This window comes from Blautia sp. AF26-2, assembly GCF_003460955.1.
In the GTDB taxonomy this organism is placed as follows: Bacteria; Bacillota; Clostridia; order Lachnospirales; family Lachnospiraceae; genus Fusicatenibacter; species Fusicatenibacter saccharivorans.
The window spans coordinates 576661-592851 of sequence record NZ_QTWD01000001.1 but is presented as its reverse complement, the minus strand read 5'-3'; the positions used below and the strand labels follow the sequence as shown (position 1 = coordinate 592851).

The following is a 16191-nucleotide window of genomic DNA, read 5'->3' as shown; positions in this document are numbered from 1 at the left end:
CTTTGATTTTGAGTTTGGCTTGCGACACCATTCTCATTCTATCACAGGAGGCTTTATTTTGTTATCCTCACCACTTCCGACTACTCTATTCTCCCCAGCATAGCTGGGGGATTAGACTTTTCATTCAGAGCGTAATCAGCAGCTTATTGATGGTAGTAATTATTGTATTTACTATTCGGATTCCAAGACTGCGCCTTATACGCAATCCATCATAGATTATGCAATTGATAATGGAATATGGACTACAAACCTCGCTGATAACCTTCTTTGGGGCGCAGATGACTACTTTGAACATCTTTGAGTGAAAATTTTTTAAATATTTACAATACTATACTTAGAAACAAAATTTACCAAAGAAGGAGGACGCTGTTTCATGTTTTTTAATGTATGATTACGGCCAATAATTTAATGATCAAAACAGTATTAGAATTTTTGAATGAAATTTCCCTTCCAAAACCAGATAAGAACTCATATGCTGCTAATTTTTTGAAGTTGTATGAAAACGGTTCGGAAGCCACCTATGTGCATATTACCAAAGAGAATGCATATGGAAAAGAATATCTGCAGATTTCGAATGATACAGGAGCTTGTATGTCTGACCGCGTTCAGCCATCTGAGCCTGTTTCCTATATTGATCTGATTCAGTTATCTGATAATGTCTGCACCGTAGCGGAGCATGCAAAGGAATCAATTCCTTTCCAGCTTACTGCTGATGAATTTTGCTTAGTTACGGGCGTTGATATTTATAAATCAAATTTACAGGAGGACAAAAAGTGAAATCAAAGAAAGTCAGCACTACTTTTACCATTCTTAGCATGGCTGCAGGAATGTTTCTCACTCCAGCATCCGCCTATGCAGAACCATTAGCATCCGGGCAGGAAACTGTAGTGGATTCAAGTGATGTCTCGACAGATGATTCTGTATCTGAAAAAACAGATTCTGATTCTGGCGCATCTGAAACACCGGAAAAGCCAGAAGACTCGTCATCTGATACTTCTAAGGAACCAGAGGAAAAAGGTAACTCAGAAGATCCGGCACCTACGGAACCAGATGTTACCCCATCTGTCACCCCATCCGTTACTCCGGCTCCAGAGCCTTCCAAAGCTCCAACACCAGACGCATCAACCTCTGAGACTAAGCCAAAAGCTGATTCTGAATCCACTAAAAAAGATGCAAATTCCAGTTCTACATCCACAAAAGACGCAGATCCCTCTTCCGATAATGCGGCAGAAGCGGCTGCAGTAGAAGATTGGAGTCAGACAATTAACTATGAAAATTACATAGGGAAAAAGGATCTTCGTGCCGGGTTTGCCCGCGTTGATAAAGTGTATGCTTATGCAAAGGTCAACACAAGGCTTAATGTCAGAGAATCCGCTTCCACAAAGTCACGTATTGTCGGAACCCTTTCTCCAAAAGCTCTTTGTTATGTTATTTCTGATTCAGATCAAAAATGGGTATACATCGAATCTGGCGATGTCCGCGGCTTTGTCAAAAGCAACTATCTGCAGCAGGGAAAAACGGCATTAACCTACGTTTCCCGGACTGGAGAAGACAATATGGAGCTTGCTGAACAGGTAATTGATCCTGAAGAAAATGAAGCGTTTTCTTATAAAAAAGAAACGGTTTATGATGTAACCAATTCTTCCGGCGAAGGAATCATCACTTTTGCCAAACAGTTCGTCGGAAATTCCTACGTCTGGGGCGGAAATTCGCTCACGAATGGAATCGACTGCTCCCATTTTGTATGGCAGATTTTGACACGCTGCGGCGCTTACGATGGTGAATATACCACCTCTTATGGCTGGAGATCACTGGGCGAAGAGGTAAAAAGCCTTGCTGATGCAAAAGCTGGTGATGTTGTCTGCTACGATGGACACGTTGCTCTCTATGACGGAAATGGAAAAATCGTAGAAGCCCTTAATGAAGATCAGGGCATTGTCGATACCCGGAAGGTAGATAGTGACACCATTCTTACCATCCGCCGTTTTACATCTAATGATGAGATCGGAGATACCAATGCTGAAAAAATTTGGAATTATCTGCGTATGCATGGCTTTTCCAAGGAAGGAACCGCCGGTATTATGGGCAACATTGCAAATGAAGCCTCTACAGATCTGGACCCAACACTTCTGGAAAGCGGTTCTGTGAAGAAATCCGGACTCACTGGTACGCAGTATACTGCACTGGTTGATGCCGGCAGTATCAGCCGTGAAGAAGTCATTCACAGCTCTTCTTTGGGTATTTACAGTGGTGGTAGATATGGGTATGGTTTATGCGGCTTCACAGATCCTGAAATCAAGTCCTATCTGTGCAAATATACCATTGATAAAGGGAAGAGCTTAGGGTCTATTTCTGGGCAGCTGGATAGCCTTATCGCCTATCTGGAAAAACATAATCCTTCGCTGTTAGAACGTCTTAAAACTTCAGACAGCGTTGAAGATGCTGCCACTGCATTTCTGCGCGAATACGAAAAATGCAAAGACCTTGATCGTGAAGAAATCGAGCGGGTTTCGGCAGCCAAACAGATTTATGAGGTATTCCAGGAATACCAGTCACCCGTAGAATAAAACTTTCTCAAAAAAATCTCCATGTTACCCAAAATCCGACTGATTTAAGCAATTCTGCTTGGAATCAGTCGGATTTTATTATCTTTTATAACTTCTTTTACGATTTTGGTTGCTATATCAACATTATTTGGCGTACAATATTAATTACGAGTCTATTTATATATGAGTATCGTTAATGAGGAGGGGTTGGATGTGAAAAAGAAACATATAGTTATTGCAATGATGGCTTTTATCATTCTATTATCAGTAGCTTATTTACAATGGGGCCGTAAGGAACGTGTGGTGAATTCTTTTTCGACCGCCTCTGATACGTCCTATACTCAGGAATTTAGTGTAATTGCCAACACTTTATTTTTGAACAAGAATGAATACGCAAAAGATTTAATTGCCAAAACCCTTCATAATGGCTTTCAAAATATTCGTTTTTCCTATGATGTCGGCTTTCCAGAGCAAATAACAATCTACGTTTACAAAAACAGATCTCTCTATCACCATGGAAGAGAAAATTTTCGAGTCATATACTCACAAGAAGGGAATTATAAGATAGAAGAGTAGTAAAAAAGAGATGCCGACTGACATCTCTTTTTTTCGCCATTAAATTTCCAAAGATATATATCCGTTTTTCTGAACCGTGTGCAAATTTTTCAAGTATTTCTGTTTGTACTGCTCCACTTCGTTTGGGGACAAATTAATCCGGATATTTTCAACCGCCTTAGCCAGTATGTCATCCATACAAAATCCGTATTTTCCAAGGGCATTCTGGACTTCTTGATTAAGTGCCAGCGCATACACTTTTTCAAGATTCGAGGAGCAGAAATCATCAATCTCCGCGTATGGAATCCCATTCCGTATCATTGCACTTTTAATTGCGGAACTGGTATTTTCCTGTTCAACCAACAGAAGGAAACTGCATTCCGGCAGCCCCTTAATCAGTCCCCAATAATCCGAATCAGACGATACCAAAATGAAAGCTTTTGTTCCTTGTTCAAAATATTCCCTTGTTGTTCCGACAGCCAAAGAAATGTCCACTAAAGACTTATCTGCCTTAACCCGCGGAATCATTTTGTGTTCTACCCCCGGAATCAATCGCTGCAGCAATCGCCAGGTAACCGTAGTATGTACATCGTTATATAAAACAATTTTTTTGATGTGTTCTCGTGTTGCTGGCTCAAGTCCGTCCAAAACAGAGTAGAGCTTATATGGGTTTGCATTTTCACAATCCACAACAATCGTAATTTCCTGATTGTCCCGAATATAATCCTTAATATTCTTTTTGATTTCGTCGCTGGCATCCGTCACCTTAGAAAGATCATCAAAGACATCTCCGTTTCGCCTGTACAGATAACTTACAAACTTCTCATCATTGTACAAGATATTCCCTACTTCTACAGATAATGCCCCTACGACATACATCGTATAGGGAAATCGGTTCCGTTTTTCTCCATACGATTCTACCAGCTTTGAAACTTGTCTTTCTTTGAGTTCCGGAAGGCAAAACATATCTTTTACGTAGTCCCAATTAAGCCATAGTGGAAAACTATTCTTGCAGCCATTGATATACTTTTTGATTTCAGCACTGACTAACACAACGTATTTCGCCGGGGTCCAATTAGCTCTCCAGATATCTACGTCATCCTTTTTGAGCTTTTTAATACATTCCGGGTCAATATATTCCGGAATTGTATCAATATTTTTCATATCATACTGAAACAAATTCCGGATTCTTCCATTGTTTCTTAATAATGCAGTCCGAATAATACACAAATTCCGGACAATCCTTGCATCTTTACATTCCTCAAGCCCCGTATAGATTGTCTCATCAAAATTGCTTTCTTCACCCCAAAAATACTCCTCCGATACGCCTAGCAGATACGCGATTCTTGAAACAATATCGAATCTCGGATTTTTATATTTGGATGCTTCCAGTCCGAGATTCATTTCTGAATTACACATAATCAAATTCCTCCTTTGTATATTTTGTTTCCGATATATAGTATGGAAAATAATTTCAAAAAACGTTTTTCACGTACATAAAATTTATTCTTCTTTTGATTCGTCATTCTAAAAACATCAGATCAATATTTCATGAGAGGAGCGTAAAAACGAAGGTCTGAAATACATTATGTCAAAAGGAGATGTCAAATGGCACACGTAGCTATTATGATCCGAATTATACCATCTGAAAATCGAAATATGTATTTTCGAATGATTCAGGACTCGAATACAACATTTAAGGTAGAAATGGGGCGTGTTGGGGCTGCTCCATACATCCGTTATTATCCTATATCAGTATGGGATAAAATGTATCAAAAGAAAATTTCAGAGGGCTATCAGGACAAGACAGAACTCATGGATGTACATTCTTCCTATACATACAAAGAAATCGAGGATGATTCTGTTCGTGAACTCATTTCTTTTTTGCAACAGGAATCATCTATGGCCATCAAATCTAATTATTCTGTATCCGTATCCGAGGTTAGCCCGCAGATGATCACGCAAGCAGAAGATATTTTGAATCAATTTTCAAATGATCCATTAAAGGATAATTCTCTTCTGGAACAATTATTTGCTCTATTGCCTCGGAAAATGAAAAATGTTGCAGACTATTTGCTCCCGGCAGATGCCGATCCGGAGCAGATTCAGAATGTTATAGATCGAGAAACTGATCTGCTGCGCATGATGGAAACCCAGATGCAGGCATTGCCGTCTAATGACAGCAAAGAAAAAACTCTTCTGGAAGAATGGAAGTTATCAATCACCCCTGTAAACGATGAAGAAGAACTCCGGCAAATCAAACGACACATGGGGCATTCTGCAGATTGCTTTTCAAAAGCATTCCGTGTTAAAAATTCCAATAGAGATAACGCTTTTTGGAATTATTATGACAAACATAATTATCATAAAGAAGACATTCATTACTGGTATCATGGGTCCAGAAATATGAATTGCCTGTCCATTTTACATAATGGACTTATCTTAAATCCCAAAGCGCCCAAAGTCGGTCATATGTTCGGCTATGGAATATATCTTGCTCCAAAAGCGAAAAAAAGTATTGGATATACCTCATTGAATGGGTCTTTTTGGGTACATGGCACCTCAGACAAAGCCTATCTATTTGTTATAAAAACCGTGTACAAGTCACCCTATCATGTCTACACATGGACCTCGGGCATGAAATCGCTAACCAAATCCCGCATTTCACCTCACGATGCTGTTTTTGCTCATGCTGGCACATCTTTAAGGAATGACGAGGTTGTTATTTTTGACGATGCACAGGTAACGCTTCAGTATATTATCGAATTGAAACAACAATAGAGACACAAAATGGTCGGGAATAAATCCCGGCCATTTTGTTTTTTTCACTTTTCCACATTCTAGGGGTATCAGATCAATTCATGAAGAAAGGAGTATATCAATAACCGATCTGAAATTCAATTTGTCCAAGGAGAAAAATATGCATATTACTATTAAGACGTACAACGATACCCGGAATATGGAAGTTCCACAAACAGAATCTGCCTTGTATAAGGCCATTGGGGAGCAGTTATTAAATTTGTCCGTTCCCAATCGTTTACTTGTTTCTACACCTGTAGGAGAAGCGGAGTTTGACGTTAAACAGCGTGGCACATTCGCAAAGGACGGGACCATCTATCCGAGTATGTATGTAACAGAAGAGTACAATACCATCCAGCTCCCACAGGATACCTATCCGGAAGCTTATTTAACCTGTATTAACCCAGTATCCAACAATTACAAATTCTACCATTTTCGGCCATCTGGTTCCGTACTGAATGCAACTTACGGACGTATCGGAGCTGGCAGGGGAGAAGCATTTGGAAAAAAGGACTTGAAAACCCCATATCCCATCCATCTATATTGGATTCGCTACTATGAAAAGCTTTCAAAAGGATACAAGGACGAGTCTTCTATTTATCTTGCTCCAGCTGTGTCGGAAACACCTGTTGCACCCACCATTCCTGATCAGCGTCCGGAAGCTATTGAATTATATCAAAAACTGTATACCTACGCTAAAGGTATGGTCGAACGGCATTTGGTCCACCATGACAAAGTGACCGTTGAACAGGTATCTCAGTCGAAGAAAATTCTTGCGGAATTAAGTACCAAGACTACTTTGAAGGATTTCAATGAGACGCTTCAGAAATTATTAACTATTTCCCCTCGAAAGAGCAGATATGTTAAATCTCTTCTTGCTGTGAAAACGTCTGATTTTCCTGCGATTATAGATCGTGAAAATGACCTTATCACGGCGATGGAAGTTATGCGTCCGTCCGGTTCTATCGGCAGTTTTCGGGAACATAATATTCATGTATTTGAAGCTACAGACTCCCAGCGGCAGGAAGTTATCGAACACTTAACCCCTTCTCTGCAGCAGAAAGTACGAAAAATCTGGCGTGTTATCCCAGATCGGCAGCAAAAAACCTTTAACAGCTATTGTAAAGAGCATCATATTCGCTATGTACGGCAGATGTGGCACGGAAGCCGGAATGCAAACTGGCTCAGTATCACGGAGAATTCCATCAAAATTCTTCCTTCATATGAAAACGGACGTATGTTTGGTGATGGAGTCTATTTTGCCCTTAATCCAAACAAGAGTTTTTTGTATACAAGCAGTTCTTCTGCAAAATATACAAACGAAGATGAAAACGTCGTGTATATGGGCCTTTTTGCGGTTGCTTACGGGAAACCACTTTATGTGGAATCGAGCCACCACTTTACTCCAAGAGAGCTGGAAGAGAAAAAGAAAAATTGTGTTCATGCCAAAGCTGGACGCTCTTTAAGAGAAGATGAAATCATCTTTTATTCAGAGGCTGCCATGGTAATGAATTATCTCGTTGAATTTGACGCTTAAAGGAGATTTTTATGAAATATTATATTAGTGATTTACATTTGTTTCACCCGGCGATTCTTCAAAAATGCAGTCGCCCATTTGCAACAATCGATGACATGCACCGGACTATTTTCCAAAATTGGAAGAAAAAAGGTATTGGTCCTTGTGATGAAGTATATATTCTTGGTGATGTTGGCATGTATCATGAAAAGGGAATTGGGAAGTTTCTTATGGCTCTTCCAGGCAAAAAATACCTTGTTACTGGGAATCATGATTTCAAGAATATCCATAATCGGGACTTCTCCAGCGCTTTTTTATGGTGCCGTCCCTATGCAGAAGTAAGGGATACTGAACGTAAAGTTGTTCTGTTCCATTATCCGATTGAGGAATGGAATGGATTTTATGTGGGTTCCTATCACCTGCACGGTCATATTCACAATACAACTGTAACACATATTGACAGAAGATATAATGTATCCGTCGATGTTATCAATTATACCCCAGTCACTCTGGATGAACTGATCGCTCAAAATGACGTAAAATAACAGCCTATTCAAAGAAAAACACTGTTCCATAAAATGCATGGGCAGTGTTTTTTTTGCAAAAAAATCACCTACGTGAGAATATAAGTATTTTTCTTTTTGCAATACTATCAATAAGAAAATTTTCGAAGAGGAGGTTTTACAAATGAGAATTATTGTTGACGCGGATTCTTGTTCAAAAATCCGTCAGATTGAAGAAATTGCGGAAGAGAAAGGCTTACCAGTAATGTTGTTCTGCGATACAGCGCACCAGCTTTATTCTGATTACAGCAAAATTAAAAAGGTGGCTCCCGGAAGAGATGCTTCCGATATGCAGATCTATAATGAATGCAAAATAGGAGATATCGTTATAACACAGGATTACGGACTTGCTTCGTTGGTCCTGGCTAAGGGCGCACTGGTTATGCATCCAAGTGGAGCTATTTATTCAAAAGAAACAATTGACACCCTTCTTATGAGCCGTTATTTGAATCAGATCGATCCCAATATCCGCCATCGTAAGAAAAAAAGACGCTCTGTTCAGAAAAAATATGATTTTCAGAAATCTTTATTGCAGATGATTAACCCCGCCGAAACTAAAAAGACCGCTTTTGCCTAAGAATTTGTATTAGAAAAGGGAGGTGTTTTATGCGCATATCTAAACGAAGACAACAATATTTGGATAAATTCAAGTTTCCTTATCACGGACAGATATTTTCCAGCATTAAAGCTTGTTGCGAATACTATGATGTGGCCTATTCCTGTGTTTTCCCGCTGAAAAAGGAGAAAAATATCACAGCGGAAAAAGCCATTGACCATCTAAGGGCTGCAAAAAAAGGACGTTGCGTGAAATATCACGGTCAAACATATCCATCTATGAAGGTATGCTGTGAATTGTTTAATGTTCCTGTTGACAATGTGAGTTACTATAAGCGCACTCATAAATGCTCTTTTGAAGCAGCATTGGATCATTATGTCTTAAATGAAAGCCGTTATTCTTTCAAGTTCAACAACCAAAAATATCCATCTATTATCGCTTGTTGTAAAGAATATGGATTGAGTCCTAGTGTTGTATATGCCTATAAAAACAAGAATCAGCTAACTCCTTCCGCCGCTATCAGGGCTTGTCTAGCACAAAAACAGCGTCAAGAGAATCAGATTGCTCCACCCAAAGTGCTTCCCAAGAAGAAAAAGAAAAAAGTCTCTGCCCCACCTAAGCCTCGCCCATCAGACTTTTGGATTGTGGAAATTAACGGAGAGGCATATCCTTCCTTATCCGCTTTTTGCAAGCAGCATCATATAAGTCATAGCAGTGTGGCTGCAAGAGCGCACCGCCTAAAATGCACCATCGAGGAATCAGCAAATCATTTTCTAGCTTTGCAAGAACTTTCACTCTTATACCCGGATGCTATACAATTCCAAAATAGTACATACGATTGCGTAGAAAAGCTCTGTTCTCGTATAGGCGTAGACCCAATCGCGATTTTACATTTTGTTAAATCCAAACAATATACGTTAGAACAGGCAATCCAAGAAGCATTATCAACCACTGGAATGCATCGCGTTCAAGATGCAGATCCTGTCGTCTTTCAAAACACAGTATATCCTACATTATACCGTTGTTATCATGCTTTACAAATTGACGCGAGGTCTGTAAAAACACGCATGGAAAAATATCATATGAGCTGGGAAGAGGCTGTTGAGGATGCAATAAAATGCAAAAAGACATCTGACAAATAACCATCTAAAGGCGTTGACGAAAAAGTTGACGCTTTTTTTGTTTTTATTTCTAATACTATAAGTATCAAAACAAGAAAGAGGTGTCTATTTTGCAACGTACAAAAGGAAATAATTTAGATTCAGACAAAATTCTGCTATCTGTGAAAGAAGCATCCGAGCTTACCGGAATTTCAGAACGTAAACTTCGTGATCTCATGAATGAAAGTAACTTTAAGGTTCAAATTGGCAGGCGTACTATGATCCATCGAAAAAAATTCGAACGATGGATTGACCAGCATACTTGCATTTTTTAAGTTCGCGTGATACGATAATATCCGTATGCGCGTATCATTAGGAGAATGATATGGGAAAAGACTCAAATGGAAAAGAGCTTGGTGCCGGCATCTATCAAAGAAAAGACGGTCGATATGAAGCTCGCATCAGAATCAAAGGGCAAAAAAAGCCCTATAGTATCTATGATACTAATCTTCGGAAACTGAAGCAAAAAAAGAAACAGTTTCTCTTATTGATGGCAAACAGAGATTTAAACCTCTCGTTTACGCTAACAGTTTCACAATGGTTTGAAATTTATTTAAAGAATTATGCACGGCCCAAACTAAAAACACAAACTCTTAATAACTATGTTACAGGCTTTGAACGTGTGGAAGATTACATTGGTTATATGAAAATAATTGACGTGAAAAATGTAAATATTGTGTCGGCTATGCAAGAACTCGAAAAAGAGGGATATGCAACGACTACAATTCAACAGTCTTTGGCCGTTTTAAAGCAAGTTTTTCGCACTGCTTTTGAAAATCGTATCATACCGTTTGATCCATGCTCCGGATATCAATACGCTGGACCGCCTAAGTCTGTAAACGAAAAACCTCCGGACGACTTATTTGAACGGACGTTTGAGCAGGTACTAACTCCTGATGTGTTAGAACAATTTTTCAAGAGTATTCAATCACGCCGCTATTATGAATTATTTATCGTTCTATTACATGGCGGCTTAAGAATCGGAGAACTTCTTTCCCTACAGTGGAAAGATATAAATTTTAGGAAAAAGCAGTTGAAAGTCTACAAAACTGTGAAAAAGGTTCGAGACATTTTTGACGAGGAGGGAAATCGACTTTATGATTCGGCGTTGTATCATCAAGTAACAACGCCGAAAAGTGAGAAAAGTTATCGTATCGTTCCTCTTTCTGATATTGCAGTTAAGGCTTTAAAACAATGGAAAGCCCAGCAAGATGCAGACAAGAAGCAGTACGGACGCGATTGGGGATGTTCGAATCCCTTGCTTGAACAATATCCGGATCTTGTTTGTACTACTGGACCGGGCAATCCACTTAATCGCAGTTGGCTTGATCGAATATGCAATGACTTTCAAACGGCAATAAATGAACCGGAAATATTGCTTGCCCAAAAAGAAGGACGTTCTCCAAACCTGGTCAAAGTAACACCACATATGTTCCGTCATACATATGTAACCACCCTGATAAAGGCCAAAGTTCCGGAATCTGTTGTCCGTGAGTATGTTGGTCACAGTTCAGATAAAATGGTCGAATATTACACTCATCTTGATAATAGCTATATCGAACCAGAGCTTCGAAAGGGTATGAAGAGTTTTTATACGAATTTTGATCTAAAGGATAAAAAGGTGAAAAAATGAATTTTTCTAATAACAAAACACCTCAAAACCAAAGTCAGACAGAAAAGGTGGTCAAAAGCTGGTCAAATCCAGAAATCATAAGCAAAAAATCCCCTACTTGCAAGGATGTTTTAAAAACTGCGAATTTATCGCCTATGATGGTACATTATTGCCAGACGAAGACGGGCTTGACTGACCCGGCTAATACCATTTTGTTTTACCGCTTAGGTGATTTCTACGAAATGTTCTTCGAGGATGCCACCCTGGTATCCAAAGAACTTGAGCTTACGCTGACCGGAAAGGACTGCGGCATGGAGGAGCGCGCTCCGATGTGCGGTATCCCGTATCACGCTGCAGAAGGGTATATCAACCGTCTTGTAGAGAACGGCCATAAGGTTGCGATCTGCGAGCAGATGGAGGACCCGAAACAGGCAAAGGGCATGGTAAAGCGCGAAGTCATCCGCGTTGTCACACCGGGTACGACGCTGATCCCGCAGGGACTTGATGAGACGAAGAACAACTACATCATGTCGATCGTCTGCATGGAGGGATGCTTCGGTATCTCTACAGCAGATATCTCGACCGGCCAGTGCCTCGTCACGGAAATGGACAAGCCGCGCCGCCTGGTGGATGAGATCACGAAGTTTATGCCGGCGGAAATCATCTGCAATCAGTCGTTCCTGCTCTGCGGGATTGATGTGGAGGATCTCCGGACCCGCCTTCATATCTGCGTGAATGCATTGGAAGACTGGTATTTCGATGATGACATCTGCCGCCGTACGCTGCAGGAACAGTTCCATGCTGCTACGATGGAAGGCCTTGGCATCGCCGATTACAACTGCGGAACAATTGCAGCCGGTGCGCTGTTCCAGTATCTGCACGAGACACAGAAATCGGATCTGTCTCACATGAATTCGATTACACCGTATGTGACAGACAAATATATGCTGATCGACAGCTCCAGCCGCCGGAATCTTGAACTTGTGGAAACGCTGCGTGAGAAGCAGAAACGCGGCTCCCTGCTCTGGGTTCTCGATAAAACCCGCACGGCGATGGGCGCACGTCTTCTGCGAAGCTACGTAGAGCAGCCATTGATCGACGAGGATGAAATCAATGCAAGACTCGATGCTGTAGAGGCTCTAACGGGGCAGGCGATGCTCCGCGAGGAAATCCGTGAATACCTCCGTCCGGTTTATGACCTTGAGCGTCTCGTCGGAAGAATCAGCTACCAGTCCGCGAATCCGCGTGACCTGATCGCCTTTAAATCGTCGCTGCAGATGCTGCCTTACATCAAGCAGCTCTTAAACTCGTTTGACGGCGGCGCTTTGGCGCAGATTCAGGAGGATCTCGACCCGCTGGAAGACCTCTATCAGCTTGTCGATGCGGCAATCGTGGATGATCCACCGTATCTGATGCGCGACGGCGGTATGATCAAGGACGGCTACAACGAGATGGTCGATAATTACCGTCACGCCAAGACCGAGGGCAAACAGTGGCTGAGTGAGCTTGAGGCAAGTGAGCGCGAGAAAACCGGCATCAAAAATATGAAGGTCAAATACAACAAGGTATTCGGCTATTATCTGGAGGTCACGAACTCGTTTAAAGATCTTGTCCCGGATTACTATACGAGAAAACAGACGTTGACGAATGCGGAGCGCTACATTACCCCGCGTCTGAAGGAACTCGAGGATACGATTCTCGGTGCGGAGGATAAACTGTATGCGTTGGAATACGATCTTTTCTGTACGGTGCGCGATACGGTTGCCGGTGAGGCGGAGCGGATTCAGCGCACGGCGCAGGCTCTGGCACGGCTCGATGTGTATGCATCGCTTTCCTACGTTGCCGAGCACAACCACTATGTGCGTCCGAAGCTGAACAGCCGCGGAAAGATTGATATCAAGGACGGCCGTCACCCAGTGGTCGAGAAGATGATTCCAAACGATATGTTTATCGCAAACGATACCATGCTTGACAACGGTGACCACCGCGTTTCCGTCATCACCGGACCGAACATGGCCGGTAAATCGACGTATATGCGCCAGACGGCCCTCATTGTGCTGATGGCACAGATCGGTTCGTTTGTTCCGGCTTCGAAGGCAAACATCGGTATTGTGGACCGGATCTTTACCCGTGTCGGCGCATCCGATGACCTGGCAAGCGGCCAGAGTACGTTTATGGTTGAGATGACGGAGGTGGCGAATATTCTTCGGAATGCAACCTCGAACAGTCTGCTGATTCTCGATGAGATCGGAAGAGGAACGAGTACGTTCGACGGTCTTTCGATCGCCTGGGCGGTGATTGAGCATGTGGCGAATCCGAAGCTGCTCGGCGCAAAGACACTGTTCGCTACGCATTACCATGAGCTGACTGAGCTTGAAGGAAAGCTTCCGGGCGTGCACAACTACTGTATTGCCGTTAAGGAAAAGGGCGACGATATCGTATTCCTGCGTAAAATTGTACAGGGCGGCGCAGATAAGAGCTACGGTATCCAGGTAGCGCGTCTTGCGGGAGTGCCGGAGTCAGTGCTCTCCCGGGCGCAGGAGCTGGTGGAGCAGTTGAGCGATGCCGATATCACTGCTGCGGTCAAGGATCTGACCATGCAGAAGAAACCGAAGGCAAAGCCTGTTCACTACGACGAGGTCGATATGGCACAGATGTCGCTGTTCGATACGGTGCAGGACGATGATATCATCAAAGAGCTCTCGGAGCTTGATATCTCGAATATGACACCGATGGATGCTTTAAATACCCTGTACCGTTTCCAGGGAAAGGTGAAAAACCGCTGGAAATAGGGGAATGCTGGATCAGAACATAAGTTAGAATCAATCCGAAACAGAAAGGAACAACATGGCTACCATAGCAGTACTGGATCAGAATACGATCGATAAAATTGCGGCCGGTGAGGTCGTGGAACGGCCGGCTTCCGTGGTAAAGGAGCTGGTGGAAAATGCAATGGACGCCGGTGCGACGGCGATCACCGTGGAAATCCGCGACGGCGGTATCTCGCTGGTGCGGATCACGGACAATGGAAGCGGCATTCCGGCCGAACAGGTGCCGCTCGCTTTTCTGCGCCACGCGACGAGCAAGATCCGTTCCGTGGAAGAACTCGTGCAGATTGCATCTCTTGGCTTCCGCGGCGAGGCGCTCTCGAGTATCTCGGCGGTTGCGCAGATCGAGATGATTACGAAAATGCCGGATGCGCTGACGGGAACGCGGTATGTGATTGAGGGCGGCGCGGAGAAGGCCAATGAGGAGGTCGGTGCCCCGACCGGAACAACCTTTCTGGTCCGGAATCTTTTTTACAACACGCCGGCTCGTCAGAAATTCTTAAAAACGCCGGTTACGGAGGCAAATGCGGTGACTTCTGTGGTGGAGCAGCTCGCTCTGTCGCATCCGGGGATTTCGTTTAAATATATGGTGAATTCACAGGTGAAGCTCCATACGAGCGGCAACCGGAATTTAAAAGAACTGGTCTATAATATTTACGGCCGCGACATCGCGCGGGAGCTGATCGAGATTCACTCGGAAAGCCCGCTGATGACGATTGATGGTTTTATTGGAAAACCGGTGATCTCGAGGGGAAACCGGAATTTTGAAAATTATTACGTGAATGGACGGTATGTGCGGAGCAAGCTGCTCGCCCGTGCGATTGAGGACGGATATCAGACATCGATGATGCAGCATAAATATCCGTTTACGCTGTTCTATGTACAGATGGATGGAGAGGCGGTGGATGTCAATGTGCATCCGACGAAGATGGAACTTCGTTTTTCTCATCAGGAGGAGATTTACCGCCAGATGCGCGATATGATCTCAGGTGCGCTGAATCACAGGGAGCAGATTGTGAAGGTTTCGCTTTCTTCCGACAGGGAACGGAAAGCAGAGGAAAAAGCGGCACGGAAAGAACAGATTGTTGTTCCGGAACCGTTCGAGCAGAAACGGCAGGTAAAAGAAGGCTTTGCACGGCAGTCCCTTCCGGTGGAGCCGGTTTCCAGCCAGAGCAGAAGAATGCCAATTTTCCCGGAGGTGGAACGAAATGGATACCGCGCAGCGAAAACGTATGTGCCGGTTCAGCAGATGACGGGAATGACGCGGGAAGAGGAAGAACTGTTTGAGCCGGGTGCAGGAAACGTACCAAAGACGGCAGACCTCTCAAACGCGGACACAATACAGCATCAGCAGGAGCCAGATGCAGCTCCAACGGTATCTTCCATGCTGGAAGAATCCTCATCTGCATCTGCTTCGCCTGAGCCAGAAGGCCAGATGCAGCTCTTTGATGAGCAGTTTCTTACCCCGGAGGCAGAGAAATCGCACCGCATCATCGGCCAGGTTTTCGATACGTACTGGCTGATTCAGTACGGCGAGAATCTCTACATCATCGATCAGCATGCCGCGCACGAAAAGGTACTGTTCGAGCGGATGATGAAAAATTACCGGGAAAAGAACGTCACCTCCCAGATGGTGAGTCCTCCGCTGATCGTCTCCTTAACGCCGCAGGAAGCAGATCTTGTGACCCGTTACATGGACGTTTTCCAGTCCTTCGGCTACGAAATTTCCCCGTTCGGCGGAAAAGACTATGCGATCAACGCCGTGCCGCACAACCTGTACGGTATTGCGACGGAGGAGCTGTTTATCGAGATTCTCGACAATCTTGAGGAGGTCCGCGAAAAGCCGCTGGAGATTTTAAAAGACCGTCTGGCGACGATGTCGTGCAAGGCCGCCGTAAAGGGCAACAATCATCTTTCCTATGCAGAGGCGGAGCAGCTCATTGCCGAGCTTTTGACGCTCGAAGATCCGTATCACTGCCCGCACGGCCGGCCGACGATCATTTCCCTCTCGAAACGGGAACTGGAAAAGAAATTTAAGAGAATTGTGTAGGTGATT

At 43.3% G+C, this 16191-nt stretch carries 13 protein-coding genes; 12 read left to right on the top strand and 1 reads right to left on the bottom strand.

The window, feature by feature from the left end; all coding sequences use genetic code 11:
• Window positions 1–408 precede the first annotated feature (408 nt).
• From DWY63_RS02910 to DWY63_RS02900, 3 genes are all read left to right on the top strand, one after another.
• Complete coding sequence (locus DWY63_RS02910; RefSeq protein WP_147343052.1) at window positions 409–777, top strand: hypothetical protein; 369 nt, start codon at window positions 409–411, stop codon at window positions 775–777.
• Complete coding sequence (locus tag DWY63_RS02905) at window positions 774–2567, top strand: phage tail tip lysozyme (RefSeq protein WP_117801183.1); 1794 nt, start codon at window positions 774–776, stop codon at window positions 2565–2567. The genes DWY63_RS02910 and DWY63_RS02905 overlap by 4 nt, the downstream gene beginning before the upstream one ends.
• 192 nt (window positions 2568–2759) lie before the next feature.
• Window positions 2760–3122, top strand: a complete 363-nt coding sequence (locus DWY63_RS02900) for a hypothetical protein (protein ID WP_117801182.1) — start codon at window positions 2760–2762, stop codon at window positions 3120–3122.
• Between the two features lie 39 nt (window positions 3123–3161).
• Here the strand turns inward: DWY63_RS02900 and DWY63_RS02895 are convergent, their stop codons facing one another.
• Window positions 3162–4520: a hypothetical protein gene (locus tag DWY63_RS02895; protein WP_117801179.1), complete on the bottom strand. Its 1359-nt coding sequence runs from the start codon at window positions 4518–4520 to the stop codon at window positions 3162–3164.
• 189 nt (window positions 4521–4709) lie between these two features.
• Here DWY63_RS02895 and DWY63_RS02890 point away from each other — a divergent pair, with 189 nt between their 5' ends.
• The 9 genes from DWY63_RS02890 to mutL all read left to right on the top strand — a co-directional run bounded on the left by DWY63_RS02890 (window position 4710) and on the right by mutL (window position 16185).
• Window positions 4710–5882: a hypothetical protein gene (locus DWY63_RS02890; RefSeq protein WP_117801177.1), complete on the top strand. Its 1173-nt coding sequence runs from the start codon at window positions 4710–4712 to the stop codon at window positions 5880–5882.
• A 139-nt stretch (window positions 5883–6021) separates the two neighbouring features.
• Window positions 6022–7437, top strand: a complete 1416-nt coding sequence (locus tag DWY63_RS02885) for a hypothetical protein (protein WP_117801175.1) — start codon at window positions 6022–6024, stop codon at window positions 7435–7437.
• Window positions 7438–7448: 11 nt separating this feature from the next.
• On the top strand, window positions 7449–7961 hold the full coding sequence (locus DWY63_RS02880; protein WP_117801173.1) for a metallophosphoesterase: 513 nt from the start codon (window positions 7449–7451) through the stop codon (window positions 7959–7961).
• Window positions 7962–8103: 142 nt separating this feature from the next.
• Entirely contained in the window at window positions 8104–8556 is a 453-nt protein-coding gene (locus tag DWY63_RS02875; protein ID WP_117801171.1) for a DUF188 domain-containing protein, read from the top strand.
• A gap of 29 nt (window positions 8557–8585) precedes the next feature.
• Window positions 8586–9677, top strand: coding sequence for a hypothetical protein (locus DWY63_RS02870; RefSeq protein ID WP_117801169.1), 1092 nt, complete (start codon window positions 8586–8588; stop codon window positions 9675–9677).
• A gap of 80 nt (window positions 9678–9757) precedes the next feature.
• Window positions 9758–9970, top strand: coding sequence for a helix-turn-helix domain-containing protein (locus DWY63_RS19030; protein WP_117801167.1), 213 nt, complete (start codon window positions 9758–9760; stop codon window positions 9968–9970).
• A gap of 50 nt (window positions 9971–10020) precedes the next feature.
• Entirely contained in the window at window positions 10021–11328 is a 1308-nt protein-coding gene (locus DWY63_RS02860; protein WP_117801165.1) for a tyrosine-type recombinase/integrase, read from the top strand.
• 134 nt (window positions 11329–11462) lie between these two features.
• Window positions 11463–14099, top strand: coding sequence for a DNA mismatch repair protein MutS (gene mutS / locus DWY63_RS02855; RefSeq protein ID WP_117801163.1), 2637 nt, complete (start codon window positions 11463–11465; stop codon window positions 14097–14099).
• Between the two features lie 55 nt (window positions 14100–14154).
• Window positions 14155–16185 (top strand): DNA mismatch repair endonuclease MutL, encoded by a 2031-nt coding sequence (gene mutL, locus DWY63_RS02850; RefSeq protein WP_117801161.1) that lies wholly within the window; start codon window positions 14155–14157, stop codon window positions 16183–16185.
• Window positions 16186–16191 lie beyond the last annotated feature (6 nt).

Bases quoted from the DNA above. Each gene is read 5' to 3' on its own strand.
- DWY63_RS02880 (WP_117801173.1), top strand. From the start codon at position 7,449: ATGAAATATTATATTAGTGATTTACATTTGTTTCACCCGGCGATTCTT.
- DWY63_RS02870 (WP_117801169.1), top strand. From the start codon at position 8,586: ATGCGCATATCTAAACGAAGACAACAATATTTGGATAAATTCAAGTTT.
- DWY63_RS02895 (WP_117801179.1), bottom strand. From the start codon at position 4,520: ATGTGTAATTCAGAAATGAATCTCGGACTGGAAGCATCCAAATATAAA.
- mutL (WP_117801161.1), top strand. From the start codon at position 14,155: ATGGCTACCATAGCAGTACTGGATCAGAATACGATCGATAAAATTGCG.
- DWY63_RS02910 (WP_147343052.1), top strand. From the start codon at position 409: ATGATCAAAACAGTATTAGAATTTTTGAATGAAATTTCCCTTCCAAAA.
- mutS (WP_117801163.1), top strand. From the start codon at position 11,463: ATGATGGTACATTATTGCCAGACGAAGACGGGCTTGACTGACCCGGCT.
- DWY63_RS02885 (WP_117801175.1), top strand. From the start codon at position 6,022: ATGCATATTACTATTAAGACGTACAACGATACCCGGAATATGGAAGTT.
- DWY63_RS02890 (WP_117801177.1), top strand. From the start codon at position 4,710: ATGGCACACGTAGCTATTATGATCCGAATTATACCATCTGAAAATCGA.
- DWY63_RS02860 (WP_117801165.1), top strand. From the start codon at position 10,021: ATGGGAAAAGACTCAAATGGAAAAGAGCTTGGTGCCGGCATCTATCAA.
- DWY63_RS02875 (WP_117801171.1), top strand. From the start codon at position 8,104: ATGAGAATTATTGTTGACGCGGATTCTTGTTCAAAAATCCGTCAGATT.